Below are 15,640 nucleotides of genomic sequence, written 5' to 3'. Positions count from 1 at the left end.
GTTGCGCAACGCTGAGCGGCAGCCGTACGAAGGCGCCGCCCCGTGCGCAGCGGCGTGCGGCCGAGCGGCCTGGCCGTACGACGGCGCGGCCCGGCGGCGGGACTGCTTGGCGCACCCCCGCACAGGGCGAAGAGGCGGCTGACAACCAACGGGGCGGTGCGGCCGTACGACAAGCGAGCGGTGCGACCGTCGAGAGCAGCTGCACCACCAGCCTGTCGTGCGCCGTTGCCGGGCGCGTGACGAGGGCCTGCCGCGGCGCTGTTGCGTGCTTCGTCGTACGGCCGTCGCTCGTCGTAGGCAATGAGAGGCGGCGTATTCGCCAAGCTGGGCGACGACTCCCGCACGGCGGCGGTGGCGGCGGCGACGGCCCGCCGGCTGATCAGGCGTTAAACCGGGACTTCGCCGCCCGGGGCGGGCGGCGGGCGTACGACCATCTCGGTCGGAGCGGCCGGCCTGGCCGGGCCGGGCCCAGTGAGTAAGGCCTGGTCGACCTCGCCGCCGCCGAACAGCGGCAGGCGGACGGGGCCAGCCAGGCCGGATCCCAGCCGACGCCACCTGGCACACCGCCCGGCTGGCGCTGGGCAACTCCCACCAGACCCACGGACCGTGAGCCGCCAGCGCACAGCTGGACGGCGGCCGAACGCACGACGGCCGCCCGCCAAGCGGCGCGCGAGCGCGCGGCCGTACGACGGAGACGTTAGGGCTGGACGGTGAGGCGGTAGAACTCGAGCTGGATGCCGTCCGGGTCGCGGAAGGCGATGGCGTCGCCGGTGGGCTGTTCGACGATGCCGCTGTGGGGGATGCCCAGATCGGTCAGTTTCCGGAGCTGAGCGAGGAGTTCTCGGGAGAGTCGACGGCGAACGACAGGTGGTCGAGGCCGATGCGGCGCGGGGAGAACGGGGCGGGGTCCTGGTCGTCGTGGCGGATGAGGCCTAGCAGGATGCCGGCGGGCGTCTTCAGGTAGCGGTAGGCGAAGCCGTGTTCGGCATTGGTGCCGTCGAGGACGCAGGTGGCGTCCAGGAGCCTGGAGTACCACTTCTCCGAGCGGTCGAGGTCGCTGACGCTGAGGTCGACGTGGGAGAGGGCGAATCCAGACATGGAGGGGCCTTTCGTAACGGGTGCGGGTGGGGCGGAGGCGAGGCCGGTCGGGCATCGCCGAGAGTGCGGTGGGCCGATTCCAGGACGCTGCGGACGAGCGGCTGCGCGTCGGCCGGCGCGGGCGCGGAGATCTGGTCGCGGAGGAGCGCGTCGATGGCCCGGTAGAGCATGCGGCCGGCCCAGTGCGGGTGGGTGGTGCGGAAGGCGCCGTCCTGGGCCCCGCGGGTGACGAAGGCCGCCAGTACGGCGATGACGCGCTCGTCGGACGCGCGGCAGATCCGGAGGGCGCGGGCGTTGGCCGAGCGGTAGACGATGCGGCGGAGGACGGTGTGCTCCAGGGCGTGGTCAATGATCCCGGCCAGCAGGCGGTCGAGCGTGTCCCACCAGGGCGCGCCGTCGCCGAGGATGGCCTCGGCGCGGACGAGGAGCGCGTCGACGGACCGCTGCCAGAGCGCGCCGAGGACGTGGTCCTTGGAGTCGAAGTAGAGGTAGAAGGTGCCCTTGGCGATGCCTGCCCGCCGTGTGATGTCCTCCACGGTGGCCTCGTCGAATCCGAGGGCGCCGAAGACGGCGAGGCCGCTCTCCAGGATCTCGGCGCGGCGGTAGTGTGTGGTCCCTCTGCCGGTGCCGGCCGCGGCGCGGCGCGGGTGGTCGTGGGTGGTCATCGGGTCGACTCCGGGTCGTGGCGGTCGGTCAGCTCAGGGCCGCCTCGGTCCAGGAGCGGAGGGCGGCGGGGGCCATCTCTCCTATCTCCCCGACGGCTTCGGCCACGTGGTCCGGTCCGCCCAGGGCGGTGAACTTCCGGCGCATCAGGCGGGCGTGGTGGCGGCGGGTGTGAGGGCCCGCGGCGCCGTGCGGGATCAGGCGTTCCCTGGCCGCGGTGCGGCCGTCGGCGAGGCGTACGGTCACGCGGGCGCCGGTGGCCTTGTGCGCCCCGGTGAAGTCGGCCGGGGCCCGGTCGGGCCGTGCAGTGGCGGCCATGGCGACCAGGTCGGGGCCGCCGAAGCCTTCGAGCCAGGCCGTGGCGTCCGGCCCGGCGTGGCGGATCGCTTCTCCGAAGGGCGCCTCCGAGGCGAGGAGAGCCCGGGTCATGGCGGGGTCGTGGACGAGCCGGACCCGTCGTGCGATCCGCCAGCGGGACTCCTCGTCGCGCCCGGGTGCGGTGAAGTCGGCGACGGATAGGTCGCCGGTGAGGAGCGCGGTGGCGACGGTGTACGGGGTGTGGAGGACGAGCGCGCCGAGCGGGGCGCCGGGTCCGTGGACGTAACGTTCCGCCGTGCGCTGGGCGGTGAGCGTGTAGAGGGACGTCTCGACGACGACCTCCTCGATCGCGTCCGCGCCGTCGAGGTGGCCGAGGGCGAGGTCGTGGTGGAGGTCGAGTGCGCAGTCGATGGCCGCGTCCACACCGGGACCGCCCGGGTGCATCTTGAACGAGAGGGTGTCGGTGTGCCACCGCTCGCCCAGGCCGGCGGTGACGGCGTCGGCGAGGGGCACGGTGGCGAAGCGCGCGAGGAAGCCGTCGGGGTGCTCCAGTAGGTCGGGCGGGCCGTGGAAGCCGGCGGTCGCCGCATCGCAGGCGTCCATGGCGGTACGGACCGGGGCGAAGGTGCTGAACAGGCGGGCGTCGCTGGCCAGGAAGGCCCGCAGGAGCGGCCACGGGGGCTGGGCGAGGGCTAGCCCGAGGGCGTCGGTCCAGGTGGCGGCGGTGGCGCCCTCGCAGTGGAGACGTCCGGCGACGGCGCCGACGAGGTGGGTGTGCAGGGCGCTCTGGCCGCGCAGCGGGCCCAGGGTCGCGGCGGCGGTGACGCGCGCGGCGCATTCGTTGGCCGCGACGATCGCGGTGAGGAGCGCGGCTCCGTCCAAGCCCAGGTGGTGGGCGTAGGCCAGCGGAACGGCGACGGTGGAGGGGGACAGGTGTCCGGCGTACGCGGTGTCGTCGAGGTTGAGCCAGGACCCGAGGCCCGCCAGGACGCACGCGGAGGTGCGCGGGTCGTCCTGGAACGGCGGGCCGAACGCCTCGACCATGCGCGCACCGAGGGGCTGTTCGGCGCCCGCCCGGATGGCGGCCAGCTGCGAGAGCAGCTGACTCGCGGCGAGGGACAGCACCCGCTCGGGCACCTGATCGGGGCGGAGCGCCGCGGCCCAGCGGGCGAGCGTGACCAGTGCGGGCGGCCCGCCGGGAGCGGTCCCCCGCCGGGCGGCGGCGACGGGCGCGGTGGTCTGATCGGGCGGGCCTGCGGTGCCGGGCGCAGCGACAAGGTCCGGCGGGCTCACGGGGCCGGGTGTGTCGGCCTGATCCGACGGGCTTACACTGCCGGGCGCGACAATCCGGTCGAGTGGCCTTACGGGGCCGGGCGCGTCCGACCCCGTCGGCCGGCCCGGGGCGGTCCCCCGCCCGGCCGACCTGTCCGCCGCTGACGGCTGATGCGGGACGGCCACGGCATCGGCGTCGCGTCCGGCGGGCGTCGCCTCGGGTGCCGTCGGACGGGACGGGCGGCCGGGTATGTGCGCGCGGGCGCTCATGCGGCGGGCGTCAGTTCGGGGACGGGTGCGCCCCATACGGGGATCATCGCGGGCAGGACCCGCAGGGTCATCGAGGTTCCTCCGGCCGGCTGGAGCTCTCCGTCATGCTCAAAGCAGAGCGGTCGGCCGTCGAGGCGTTCGACGCGGATGGTGCGGCCTCGCGCGTAGACGACGCCCTGGCGGTTCATGTGGGCGCCCGTCAGGGTCAGCTTGGCCACTTCGGAGGGGAGCACGTCAGCTCCGAGGATGCAGACGTCGAGGAGGCCATCGTCGGGGACCGACCAGGGCAGGACGAGGTACTGACCGCCGCGGATGCGTCCGCCGCCGACGTTGGCGAAGACGGTGCCGCCCTCGTGGATGACCGAACCGTCGACGGTGACGCGGCCGGGGTAGGCGGTGAACGTCCGGGCGGTCTCGGCGAGGGCCTCGGCGTAGCGGGCGGGTCCGGTCAGAGGGATGCCGCGGGCGGTCTCCAGGGCCTGGGCGATGACGCCGCTGCACGCGCCTAGGAGGACGAGGGCGCCCGTCTCGACGAGGAGCGCCAGGTCGATGCGGCGCGCCACGGCGCCGGGCGCGGGGCCGACGAGGGCGGAACGGAGGGCGTCCTGCCAGGGGAGGTCGCCCCAGATCATCCGGTAGCCGGAGTTGCCGGTGCCGGCCGGGACGGTGACGAGTCCGGCGGTGGCGGGCCGGTAGCCAGCGGTCATGCCGGCGATCACTTCGCCGACGGTGCCGTCGCCGCCGACGGCGACGACGAGGTCGGGGTCCTCACCCGGGGGGCGTTGCAGCGCCGCGCTCACGGTGGTGCGGGCGTCACCCCTGTACCGGGTGATGTGGACGTCGACCCGTTCGAGGCGCTCTCGACACAGGTCGGTGGCTTCGGCCAGGGCCTCGGGGGTCATGGTGCCGGCTGTCGGGTTGGCGACGACCAAGGCCCTGCGGGGGCGGACCGCCTGCCGTGCGGTCCGGGCCGGTACCTGAGGGTCGTTGGGCATGGCGTCCTCACACGTGGGCGGGAACGGACGGGAAGCCTGCCGACGAGCGGCAGATGATCTTCCTCTCGAATCGAGCGTAACAACCGGACCGACCGTCGGTCAATCAGATCGGAGCTGCCGTCGGCCCCTCCTTCGCCCGCCGTCCCGGACGGCCGCCGCCCGGGTCCCGGCGGCGCGCGGAGACTCCGGATGGAAAGCATCAGCTCGGTGTCAGAAGCAGGTCAGAGCGGGCTGCGACGATCAAATCCCGGCTCCCTTCGTTCCCGTGCGCCGGTCAGCACCGGGACCCATTCGGAAAGGCCAACCATGCTCTCGGACGGAACAACAGAGGAGAAATCCTCCGTACGTTCTGCCTCTTCTGGCCGTGCGGCAGAAGAACGCCAGGCACCCCTGCGTAGCTACAAGCTCTACGTCGCCGGCAAGGACGTCGAAGGCGACGGCTGGGTCTACACCGTGAGCGGCAGATCTCTCCTGGAGGACGTGTTCACCAGCGTGACGCTCAAGCGGACGCTGGAGAAGGACCCCGAGTCGGACGCCGCCCAGCACCCCTACGTGGTGGGCCGTTGCGCCATCGCGAGCGACGACGCCCTGAGCCTGGCGAGCGAGGCCGCCGCGGCCGCCGCGCCCGGCTGGGCCGCCTTCCCGCTGGAGCGCCGCATGCGGCTGGGCCACCGCTTCCGCGAGGAACTCGAACGGCGCCGGGACGAGTTCATCGACATGCTCATCGCGGAGGCCCATCCAGCCAAGCTCGCCCGCTGGGAGTACAGCTCGCTCCTCCAGATCTTCAGCGAGGAGAGTCTCGGGTGGTACCAGGAGCAGATGCACACCGAGTTCCGGCACGGCGGTCGCCGTCTCATCCTGCGCCGCCAGCCCGACGGCGTCGTCGCCTTCAACCCGCCGCAGAACGCCCCGCTCCCCAGCGCGGCCCTCGGCGTGCTCTGCCTGATGTCCGGCAACGCGGTCGTCATGCGCGCCCCGCGCAGCATCGCCCTCAGCACCATGTGGCTGATGCGGGACGTGGTCGCTCCGATCCTGGACGAGCTCGGCGCCCCGCCCGGCACGCTCAACGCCCTGTGTGCCAATCCCAAGCAGACCATGGACCGCTGGATCGACGACCCGCTCATCGACGACATCTTCTACATCGGCGGCAGCCAGGAGGGTCTGCGCCTGGAGCGGAACTGCGTCGAGAAGGGCAAGAAGGCCATCCTCGAACTGGCCGGCAACGACTGCGTCGTCGTCTGGTCCGACGCCGACGTGCCCAAGGCCGTCGAGGCCATCACCGAGGCGTTCTACGGCTCCGGCCAGATATGCATGGTCCCCAACGGCGTACTCGTTCACCCTGCCGTCGCCGACGAGCTGCTGGCCGAACTCCAGGAGCAGGTCAAGCGTATCCGGCCCGGCTATCCGGAGGAGGAGGACGTCCTGCTCTCCCCCGTCCGGCGCAGCGAGCGGTTCTTCCGCCTGCTCGGCCAGGCCCTGGACCTGGGCGGGACGCTCGTCACCGGCGGGCGGCGCATGGAGGTCGACGGCACCCCGTCCGACACGGGCGTCTTCCTCCAGCCCACCGTCGTCCGGGTCGACGGACTGGCACGGGCCCGCACGTTCGACATCGTCCGCGAGGAGACGTTCTTCCCCCTCATCCCCGTGGTCGTCGCCGAGCCCGCCGCAGACCAGGAGCTGCTCAGCCGATTCGTCGACTTCACCAACGCCAACCCCTATGGTCTGCGCAACTCGCTGTGGACCGGGTCCGACGAGGTCATCGACACCTTCGTGCGCCAGGTCGTCAACGGCGGACTGCTGAAGATCAACGACTCGCACATGGGCTGCGTGCCCTACCTGCCCACCCACGGCGGCACCGGTCTGACCGGCGGAGCCTTCGGCGAGGCCAACTACCCAATGCTCAAAACCTCCCATCTGCAGGGCGTCAGTATCGCCAGCGGCGTCAGCCCGTACGAGGCGGTCTTCGGCGCCTGAGCGCGCCGCGCCCCGCACCCTCCGCCCCGAACCTCTCTTCCTTCCCCCATCGGAGGTACCCGTGCGCTCCCTCGACCGTGCCCGCGCCGTCTGCGAGCAGTACCACCCGGGGCTCCTCAAGGCCCTGGAGGAGATCCCCTTCGACCAGCGCGAGCAGCCTGGCAGCACCGCCATCGACCTGTTCCGTGCCCACGGCGGCGTCGGGCTGCTCATCCCCACCGCGTTCGGCGGCGCGGGGGCCTCCCCGCTGGAGGCGGTCCGCGTGCAGGAGGCCCTCGGCGCGGTGTCACCGTCGCTGGCCGCCGCCACGACCATGCACCACTTCACGGCGGCCATGCTCTACGCGCTGGCCGAGCGGGAGGACCGGCTGACCACCGCCCAACTGGACCTGCTGCACCGGATCGTGCCGGAGCAGAAGCTCATGGCGTCCGGTTGGGCCGAGGGGCGTACCCAGCAGAACGTCCTCGCCCCGACCGTCACCGCGGAGGCCGTCGAGGGCGGATACCGTCTGCGGGGCTCGAAGAAGCCGTGCAGCCTGTCGTCCTCGATGGACCTGCTGACAGCCAGCATCTCCGTGCCGGGCGCCGACGGCGCGCCCGAGCTCGGCGTCGCCCTCGTGCCGGCGGACTCCGCCGGGCTGAGCGTGCACCCGTTCTGGGGCGCCGGACTGCTGGGCGGCGCCGAGAGCGACGAGGTGCGTCTGGAGGACGTGTTCGTACCAGAGGAGCTGGTGGTACGGACCTCGGCCGACGATCCGAGCCGGCTGGACGACCTGCAGATGGCCGGGTTCATCTGGTTCGTGCTGCTCATTTCCGCCGGGTACATGGGAGCCACCGCCGCCCTGGTCGAAGAGGTCGTCACGCGCGAGCGGGGCAACCCCGCCGAACGCGCGGCCCTCGCGATCGGCCACGAGGCGGCCGTCGCCCTGCTCGAAGGCGCCGCACGCGCCCTGGAGGCCGGGGTCGAGGGCGAGGAGGCGGTGGCCGGCGCCCTGGTCGCCCGCTACACCGTCCAGGAGGCCCTCGTCACCCACGCGAACCGGGCGCTGGAGCTCCTCGGCGGCATCGACTTCATCAAGGGGTCCCCGAACGCGACCATCGCTGCCTCCGTACGCCCCCTCGCCTTCCACCCGCCGGCCCGGCCCGCCGCGGCCGAACCGCTGCTGCGCTACTTCGCCGGCGGTCCCCTCGAACTGGCCTGAGGGCCGCTGCGGCGGCCCTCCCCCGCGGCGGTCCGGCCTCCGTGTCCCCCTGTTCCGTCCCGTAAGCCATAGGAGTGACGACTCGTGACCGTGGTCCAGAACTCCCCCGACGGCGCCGCGCCGCCGAGCGCGGAGGAAGAGATCCTCCGGCTCTACCGAGCCCACCTCAGCAAAGGCCGGGCCACACTGGCCGAGCTGTTCGGCAGCCACATGGAGGTGGACTCCTCCGGAGCGTGGCTGACCACCAGCGACGGCGAGCGCTTCCTCAACGCTGGTGGGTACGGGGTCTTCATCATGGGCGCCCGCCACCCCCGGGTCGTGGAGGCCGTCCAGCGTCAGCTGCACACCCACCCCGCGGCGACCCGGATTCTGCTGGAGCCGACCGCCGCCCGGGCCGCCGAGGCCCTCGTGTCGGTCATGCCCGAGGGGCTGGACCGCGTGCACTTCGCCCTGTCGGGCGCCGAGGCCGTGGAGACCGGTCTCAAGCTCGCCCGGGCGAACGGGTTCCGCCGCACCGTCTCCATGAACGGCGGCTACCACGGCAAGACCCTGGGCGCGCTGTCCGCCACCGCCAAGGACGTCTACCAGCAGCCGTTCCGGCCACTCGTGCCCGACTTCCTCCACCTGCCGTTCGGCGACGCGGACGCGCTGGAGGCCGAGCTGTCGGCCCACCCCGGTGAGGTGTGCGTCATCCTCGAACCCGTCCAGGGCGAGGGCGGCGTGATCATCCCGCCGAAGGGCTACCTGAAGCGGGTCGAGGAGCTGGTCCGCCAGTACGAGGGCTTCCTCGTCATCGACGAGATCCAGTCCGGTCTCGGCCGGCTCGGCGAGTGGTGGGGCGTGGACATCGACGGCGTCGTGCCCGACGTCATGCTGACGGGCAAGGCGCTGGGCGGCGGCGTGCTGCCCGTCTCCGCCGCCGTCGCCACCCGCAAGGCGTTCCGGCCGTTCGACAAGGACCCCTTCCTCCACACCGCGACGTTCTCGGGGCAGCCGCTGCTCATGGCCGCCGTCCAGGCTTCCATCGAGACGATCAAGGAGGAGCGGCTCGTCACGAGGGCCGTCGACCTCGGTGCCGTACTCCTGCGGGAGCTCACCGAGATCGCCCGGCGCAACATCCCCGACCAACTGGTGGAGGTCCGGGGGCGCGGTCTGCTGATCGGCGTCGAGCTGGTCGAGGCCGGGCTCGCCGGCGAACTGCTGATCGAGCTGTTCAACCACGGAGTCGTCGCCAACCACTCGATGAACGGCAGCGCGGTGGTGCGCTTCACGCCGCCCGCCACCTTGACCGGCGCCGAGGTGCGGATCCTCCTCGACTCCTTCGACAAGGCCACCCGCGACCTGATCCGGGGCGCGGCCACGATGCCGGAAGGCGGTAACTGACCGTGCGACACGTAGAGATCAAGGTGCTGGTCCCCTCGCAGGAGGCCCGGACCGTCTTCGAGTCGATCATCCGCTGGGAGCGGTACCCCGATCTCGCCCCCCATGTGCACACCACCGCCGTGCACGGCACCCTGCCGTCGGACGACTGCAGTTCGAGCTGGGAGCTGCACTTCCGCAGCGGTCTGCTGCGCTGGACGGAGCGGGACGAGTTCTCCGTCGAGGACCTGACGGCCCGCTTCGAGCAGACCGACGGCGACTTCGACAGCTTCGAGGGCGTGTGGACGCTGCGCCAGGAAGGCGCGGACGTCGCCGTCGACTTCGAGGCGGACTTCGACTTCGGCATCCCCAGTCTGGAGGGGATCCTCGATCCCATCGCCGAGCGCGTCATCAAGGAGAGCGTGGCCTGGGCCGTCACCGGCATGTTCCCGGGCACCCAGCTGCTCGGCGACGCCAACCTCAGCGACATCCGCCCGGAGACGGCTGCGGCGTGACCCGCCGCCCCGACAGGAGCTGAACCGTGGATCAGGCCAACCCCTTCGAAACGCCGCGCACCTACTCGCTCCACCGGGCCGAGTACCTCGTCGGTCTGGCGGTGACCACCGGACTCCTCATCGCCCATCTGGACGAGATCAGATGGGTGCCGGCGATCGCGCTCTTCCTCTACATCGACCTCATCGGGTACATCCCCGGCGCCATCGCCTTCCGGCGGAGCGGCGGCCGCCCGATCGCCAAGACGTACTACGTGCTCTACAACGTGATGCACAGCCTCATCACCCAGGCCGCGGTCGTGACCCTGTGGTGCTGGCTCATCGGGCCCGAGTGGGCGCTCCTGGTGATCCCCTTCCACCTCTTCGGTGACCGGGGCCTCTTCGGCAACTTCATGAAGTCCTTCGCGCTGCCCTTCGAGCCGGTGCGCCAGCCCGGCTACCTGCGCCTCCTGGACGACCTCGGCATCAAGCACCCCAAGCCGGTGGGCCACGTCTCCGACCCGGCGCCCGTCGGGCACGTCCCCGCCGCGCGGACCTCCGCGCCCGGCGGGCGGTTCCGTCAGGAGGCGGCGCGATGAGCACCGCGCTCCGCCCCCGCACCGGGTCGGCGGCCGGGCATCGCAGCCCCGAGGGCCGGCTGCGTCGGCGCCGGGCGCTGTACCACCTCGCAGCTCCGGTGGCGGTGCTGACCGTGCGTCATGGCGACGTGCTCCACGGCACCACGGTCAGCACGGTGTCCACCGTCTCCCGGGAGCCGCTGCTGCTCGGCGCCTCCCTGCGGCGGGGGTCGCAGTTCGCCGAGCTGGCAGTGGCCGCGGGCCGCTACGCGGTGAACGTGCTCGCTGGGGACCAAGCCCGTCTGGCCCGGTACTTCGCCGACGGCTCGCGCCCCGAGGGGGCGGCGCAGTTCGCCGGCCTGGCCTGGGAGACCGGCCCGTACGCGCACGCGCCGCTCCTCGACGGCGCCCTGGCCCACTACACGTGCCGGCTCTTCGGCACCACCCCGCTGGGCGGCCAGGAGGTGCTCATCGGCCATGTGACGCACGCCGTCGTCGGCGAGGGCGATCCCCTGCTCAGTTACACGGGCGGACTCTTCAGCGGGCCGCTCACCCCCGTCCGGGACCCCGGAGCGGGCAGCCAGACCAGGAAGGAGACCCCCACATGACCGAGCCCGTGGCCCCCGAGGCCGACTGGGACAAGGCACCCGGCCTGCTCGACGGAGCGAAGGAGCTCACCCTCGGGCCCGAGGAGTGCGACCTCTCGTACTGGATCACGTCCGTGGCGCAGGGCACCCTCCGGGACCGCGGCGACACCGGGCACCACGCCGACGCGGTCGTCCCCGACTTCCTCAAGGAGCCTGGTCCCCTCCGGGACGCGCTCACCTTGGAGTTCGGCTTCCGGGCCCTGTCGGAGGAGATGGCCACCCGGATCCTCGGCCGGTACGTGACCATCGCCCCGGGCATCCCAGAGATGGAGTTCTACGCAACCCAGCTGATCGACGAGGCCCGGCACGCTCGGGTGTTCCGCAACCACCTCGTGGAGCTCGGCCACCCCGCGGACAGCCTGCTGCGGGACGTGGACGAGATGGCCGCCGACTACCGGCGCCGCGTGCTGGAGCCGGTGAAGGAGTTCACCGACGACATCGTGACCGGGCAGTCCGACTTCATCGGCGGGGTCGCCGTCTTCGCCATCGTCATCGAGGGCGTGCTTGCCCCGGCGGCCGAGCTGAGCGAGCGCAAGTGGACGCCGCTGTCGCCTGCCACCGGGGAGATATCCCGGGGCACCGCCATCGACGAGATCCGGCACCTGACCGTGGCGAGCACGATCCTCCGCGACCACGTCGCCAAGCACCCCGAGTACCGGCCGAGGCTGCTGGAGATCCTGCGCGCCGGCGTCCGGCTCTGGGACGAACTGCCCGACCGCGAGTACGTCCTGCCGCGCGAGGAGATGTTCCAGAAGGGCATGCAGGAGCACGCCGACCTGATCCGCGACTACGAGATCTGGCCCGGGGTGCGGATGCTGGACACCACACCCGAGCAGCGCTACGACATGGCCGAGCAGTGGACCGACGAGATGGCCGAGGCCCGCATGGCCTACATGGGCCTGCCTGTCGAGGTTCTGGCGAGCGGCCAGGCGGGCGGCGAGGGATGACGGCACTGTCCCGGCCGCCGGCTGCGGGGCGCGCGGCGGTCATCGCGGGCATCGGGTCGTACGTGCCGCCGAACGTGGTGACCAACGAGGACCTGACCCGCCGGCTCGACACCTCGGACGAGTGGATCCGCAGCCGCACCGGCATCGTGACGCGCCATGTGGTCTCCCCGGGCACGGCCACCTCCGACCTGGCGGTCGAGGCCGGCCGGCGGGCCCTGAAGTCCGCGGGCGGCGAGGACGCCGACGCCGTGGTGCTCGCCACCACGACGCCGGATCACACGTGCCCCGCCACCGCGCCCGCCGTGGCCGCCCGCCTCGGCCTGACCGGCGTGCCGGCCTTCGACGTGGCGGCGGTGTGCACGGGTTTCCTCTACGGTCTGGCCAGCGCGTCCGGGCTGATCGCGGCGGGCATCGCTGACCGGGTGCTGCTGGTGGCGGCCGACGCGTTCACCACCATCATCGATCCCGGGGACCGCACGACCGCCGTGATCTTCGCCGACGGGGCGGGTGCCGTCGTGCTCCGCGCCGGCGATCCCGGTGAACTCGGCGCCGTGGGCCCGCTCGTCCTGGGCAGCGACGGCGGGAGGAGCGACCTCATCGAGGTGCCTGCCGGCGGATCGCGGCAGCGGTCCTCGGGGCGGGCCGCCCGCCCGGAGGACCACTACTTCCAGATGCAGGGGCGCGACACGTACCGGCACGCGGTCGAGCGCATGACCGCGGCCTCCGTAGAGGCGGTGCGGCGCCGCGGCTGGACGATGGACGGCGTCGACCGTTTCGCCGCCCATCAGGCCAACGCCCGCATCCTGGCCGCGGTCGCGGACCGGCTGGAGATCCCCGACAAGCGGCGGCTGTCCAACATCGAGCACGTCGGCAACACCGGCGGCGCGTCCCTGCCGCTGCTGCTCTCCCAGGCGACCCAGGACGGTCGGCTGACCACAGGCCAGAAGGTCCTGCTCAGCGCGTTCGGCGGCGGCCTTGCCTGGGGCGCCACCGCCCTGCACTGGCCGGAGCTCGATCCGTTCTGAGCCCCGCGTCCCCTCACGTCCCCCGCACCCCTTCCCACCCAGCAGTGATCACCCCGCGCACCGTGCGCACGACCGGAGGAACACCATGTTCGAGCAGCTCAAGAGCATCCTCGTCGACAAGCTGAAGGTCTCGCCCGAGGCCGTCACCCCCGAGGCCACCCGGGAGGAGATCGAGCTTGACTCCCTGGCCGTCGTGGAGCTGTCCCTCATGCTGGAGTCCGAGCTGGGGCTCAAGATCAGCGACGATGAGCTGGTGGAGGCGCCCACCGTCGGCGACATCGTGGTGCTCATGGAACAGCGGGGCGCGAAGATCTGATGGCGGGCATCGATGTGGCCGTCACCGGCCTCGGCCTCGTCACCCCGGCCGGCATCGGGGTGGGGCCGAGCTGGGAGACGGTCCGCTCAGGACGCTCCACGGCCGCCTTCGACCCCGTCCTGGAGTCGAATCCGGTGAGGATCTCGTGCCGCGTTCCCGGGTTCGACGCCGATGCCCTGCTGGGGGCCAGGCGTGCCCTGCGCCTGGACCCGTTCGTACAGTTCGCCCTGGTCGCCGCCCGTGAGGCGCTGGCCGATGCCGGGCTGGATCCGCAGACCTGGGACGGCGCCCGCGTCGGCGTGGTCCTGGGCAACGGCGACGGCGGGCCCACCACGGTGGAGGCCCAGCACCGGGTGCTCCTGTCGTCGGGCGCCGCCAAGGTGTCCCCGCTGCTGCTGCCCATGCAGCTGCCTAACATGCTGGCGGGCCAGGCGGCCATCGAGTTCGGGGCCACCGGTCCCAACCTCGTGGTGTCCACCGCCTGCGCCTCGGGCACGACCGCCGTGGGGGTGGCGCGCGACCTGCTGCTCCTCGACCGCTGCGACGTGGTCCTGACCGGCGGTAGCGAGGCCCTGATCACGCCGCTGGCGATGGCGGGCTTCGCGCAGATGGGCGCCCTGTCCCGGCGCGAGGACGACCCCGCCGCCGCTTCGCGTCCCTTCGACGCGGACCGGGACGGGTTCGTCGCCGGGGAGGGCGCCGGCATCCTGGTCCTCGAACGGCTGACGGACGCCCGCGCCCGCGGTGCCCGGGTACGGGCCCGTATCGCGGGATACGGAGCCTCCGCCGACGCCCACCACATGACGTCCCCTCATCCGGCGGGCGCCGGGATCGAGTCGGCCGTGCGCGAGGCCCTGCGGGACGTGGGCGCGGGACCGAGCGACGTGACGCACGTCAACGCGCACGGCACGTCGACGCCCCTGAACGACCTGGCCGAGGCCGTCATGCTGAAGCGGACGCTGACGGGCGACCCGCTCGTCACCTCCACCAAGGGCGTGACGGGGCACCTGCTGGGCGCGGCGGGCGCCGTGGAGGCGGTGTTCACGGTGCTGTCGGTGGAACAGGGCATCGTGCCTCCCACCGCCAACCTCACCCGTCCCGACCCCCGCATCGAGATCAAGGTCGCGGCGACGGAGACGCAGCTCCCCGTCGACCTGGCCCTGAGCAACTCCCTCGGCTTCGGCGGACAGAACGCGGTGCTCGCCGTCGCCCCAGCCTGACCGTCACCGCCTTCCGGGGCAGCCGACCCGCCACCGGGTCGGCTGCCCCTGTCCATACGCTCTCAGCCCGCCCAGGCCGGCATTTGCGCGCGCCGGGGTCCGAGGCCGCACCGGAAAGAGGAGACCGCCGTGCACGACGTACGCGAGCTGATCGCGCTGGGGCCCGAGGCCGTCCGGCGCCTGGCGCGACGCGATCACCCCCTCGATCTCGACGCCCTGGAGACGGTCTCCCGCAGGCGGACCGCCGCCGAGGAGCGGGTGAGCCGGCTGCGGGCGGAGCTGAAGGCCACGCCGACATCGGCCAGCGGCTGGGACTCTTCGACGGCGCCCGCGCCGCCCGGCTCTCGGGGGCCCGGTTCCATCTCGGCCGCGGGGCAGGGGCGCGGCTGGAGCGGGCGGTCGGCGACTTCCTGCTCGATCTGCACGTCGCGGACCACGGCTACACCGAGTACTCCGTCCCGTTCCTGGTCAACCGGGAGACGATGACGGGCACCGGTCAGCTCCCGAAGTTCGAGGAGGACCTCTTCGCCACGCGGGTCGGCGACCGCGAGCTCTTCCTGATCCCCACCGCCGAGGTGCCGCTAACGAACCTGGTCGCCGGAGAGACGCTCACCGACGCCGAGCTGCCGCTCGCGTTCACCGCCCGCACGCCCTGTTTCCGCTCCGAGGCCGGTTCGCACGGGCGGGACACCCGAGGGCTGCTGCGGCTGCACCAGTTCGAGAAGGTGGAGCTGGTGCGGGTCTGCGCGCCGTCGGACGCCCCCGCGCAGCTGGAGCTGATGGTGGGGCAGGTCGAGGAGTGTCTGCGGCGGCTGGAACTGTCGTACCGCGTGGTCCTGCTGCCCGCCGGGGACATGGGCTTCTCCGCGCAGAAGACCTACGACATCGAGGTGTGGCTGCCGGGCAGCGGTGACTTCCGGGAGATCTCCTCGGTCTCGGACTGCGGCACCTTCCAGGCCCGGCGGGCGGGAATCCGCCACCGCGACGCCGCGGGCCGGAAGGGTTCCGCCGCGACGCTCAACGGGTCGGCGCTGCCGATCGGGCGGACGGTCGCAGCCCTCCTCGAACAGGGCTGCCGGCCCGACGGCAGCGTGGTCCTGCCCGAGGCCCTCGTCCCCTACACCGGGTTCCGCACGCTCCTGCCCGGGGGGCGTACCGCATGAGACGCGGGAGCGGGCCCATTCCGCCAGAGCGGCTGGCGGAACGGACCCGCTCTCATTTTCTGGGGACGTTCGGGACCGTCAACGTCCGCGCGGCATCACGGGA

13 protein-coding genes and 2 pseudogenes are annotated in these 15,640 nt (G+C 72.6%); 12 read left to right on the top strand and 3 right to left on the bottom strand.

Going from position 1 to position 15,640, the window contains the following annotated elements:
* Positions 1-312 precede the first annotated feature (312 nt).
* Positions 313-390: pseudogene (locus tag ABZX67_RS12730) on the top strand (DNA-binding response regulator); the annotation flags it as partial.
* A gap of 566 nt (positions 391-956) precedes the next feature.
* Here the strand turns inward: ABZX67_RS12730 and ABZX67_RS12725 are convergent.
* The 3 genes from ABZX67_RS12725 to ABZX67_RS12715 form a co-directional block, all read right to left on the bottom strand.
* On the bottom strand, positions 957-1,763 hold the full coding sequence (locus ABZX67_RS12725) for a TetR/AcrR family transcriptional regulator (RefSeq protein ID WP_355358118.1): 807 nt from the start codon (positions 1,761-1,763) through the stop codon (positions 957-959).
* Positions 1,764-1,791: 28 nt separating this feature from the next.
* Entirely contained in the window at positions 1,792-3,261 is a 1,470-nt protein-coding gene (locus ABZX67_RS12720; RefSeq protein ID WP_355358146.1) for an MmgE/PrpD family protein, read from the bottom strand.
* Between the two features lie 356 nt (positions 3,262-3,617).
* Positions 3,618-4,616, bottom strand: a complete 999-nt coding sequence (locus ABZX67_RS12715; RefSeq protein WP_355358115.1) for a diacylglycerol kinase family protein — start codon at positions 4,614-4,616, stop codon at positions 3,618-3,620.
* 390 nt (positions 4,617-5,006) lie between these two features.
* On the opposite strand from ABZX67_RS12715, the gene ABZX67_RS12710 reads away from it, so the two are divergent.
* The 11 genes and pseudogenes from ABZX67_RS12710 to serS all read left to right on the top strand — a co-directional run bounded on the left by ABZX67_RS12710 (position 5,007) and on the right by serS (position 15,537).
* A complete protein-coding gene (locus ABZX67_RS12710; RefSeq protein ID WP_355358142.1) occupies positions 5,007-6,590 on the top strand; it encodes an aldehyde dehydrogenase family protein in 1,584 nt (527 codons plus the stop codon).
* 61 nt (positions 6,591-6,651) lie between these two features.
* Positions 6,652-7,791, top strand: a complete 1,140-nt coding sequence (locus ABZX67_RS12705) for an acyl-CoA dehydrogenase family protein (RefSeq protein WP_355358112.1) — start codon at positions 6,652-6,654, stop codon at positions 7,789-7,791.
* A gap of 84 nt (positions 7,792-7,875) precedes the next feature.
* On the top strand, positions 7,876-9,174 hold the full coding sequence (locus ABZX67_RS12700) for an aminotransferase class III-fold pyridoxal phosphate-dependent enzyme (RefSeq protein WP_355358109.1): 1,299 nt from the start codon (positions 7,876-7,878) through the stop codon (positions 9,172-9,174).
* A 2-nt stretch (positions 9,175-9,176) separates the two neighbouring features.
* Positions 9,177-9,665 carry an SRPBCC family protein gene (locus tag ABZX67_RS12695; RefSeq protein WP_355358106.1) on the top strand — a complete coding sequence of 163 codons (489 nt, stop codon included), beginning with the start codon at positions 9,177-9,179 and terminating at the stop codon, positions 9,663-9,665.
* 26 nt (positions 9,666-9,691) lie between these two features.
* Complete coding sequence (locus ABZX67_RS12690; RefSeq protein ID WP_355358103.1) at positions 9,692-10,240, top strand: hypothetical protein; 549 nt, start codon at positions 9,692-9,694, stop codon at positions 10,238-10,240.
* A complete protein-coding gene (locus tag ABZX67_RS12685) occupies positions 10,237-10,827 on the top strand; it encodes a flavin reductase family protein (RefSeq protein WP_355358100.1) in 591 nt (196 codons plus the stop codon). The genes ABZX67_RS12690 and ABZX67_RS12685 overlap by 4 nt, the downstream gene beginning before the upstream one ends.
* Positions 10,824-11,813, top strand: coding sequence for a VlmB-like protein (locus ABZX67_RS12680; protein ID WP_355358097.1), 990 nt, complete (start codon positions 10,824-10,826; stop codon positions 11,811-11,813). The genes ABZX67_RS12685 and ABZX67_RS12680 overlap by 4 nt, the downstream gene beginning before the upstream one ends.
* Entirely contained in the window at positions 11,810-12,838 is a 1,029-nt protein-coding gene (locus tag ABZX67_RS12675) for a beta-ketoacyl-ACP synthase III (protein WP_355358094.1), read from the top strand. Before ABZX67_RS12680 ends, ABZX67_RS12675 begins: the two co-directional genes overlap by 4 nt.
* Before the next feature lie 85 nt (positions 12,839-12,923).
* The gene (locus ABZX67_RS12670; RefSeq protein WP_355358091.1) at positions 12,924-13,154 is read left to right on the top strand and encodes a phosphopantetheine-binding protein; all 231 of its coding nucleotides are present in this window, start codon (positions 12,924-12,926) and stop codon (positions 13,152-13,154) included.
* Positions 13,154-14,374 carry a beta-ketoacyl-[acyl-carrier-protein] synthase family protein gene (locus ABZX67_RS12665; protein ID WP_355358088.1) on the top strand — a complete coding sequence of 407 codons (1,221 nt, stop codon included), beginning with the start codon at positions 13,154-13,156 and terminating at the stop codon, positions 14,372-14,374. The genes ABZX67_RS12670 and ABZX67_RS12665 overlap by 1 nt, the downstream gene beginning before the upstream one ends.
* A gap of 129 nt (positions 14,375-14,503) precedes the next feature.
* Positions 14,504-15,537: pseudogene (serS, locus tag ABZX67_RS12660) on the top strand (serine--tRNA ligase).
* Positions 15,538-15,640 lie beyond the last annotated feature (103 nt).

The organism is Streptomyces sp. NPDC003036, assembly GCF_040611175.1.
GTDB lineage: Bacteria > Actinomycetota > Actinomycetes > Streptomycetales > Streptomycetaceae > Streptomyces.
This window is presented reverse-complemented; position numbering and strand designations above follow the sequence as displayed.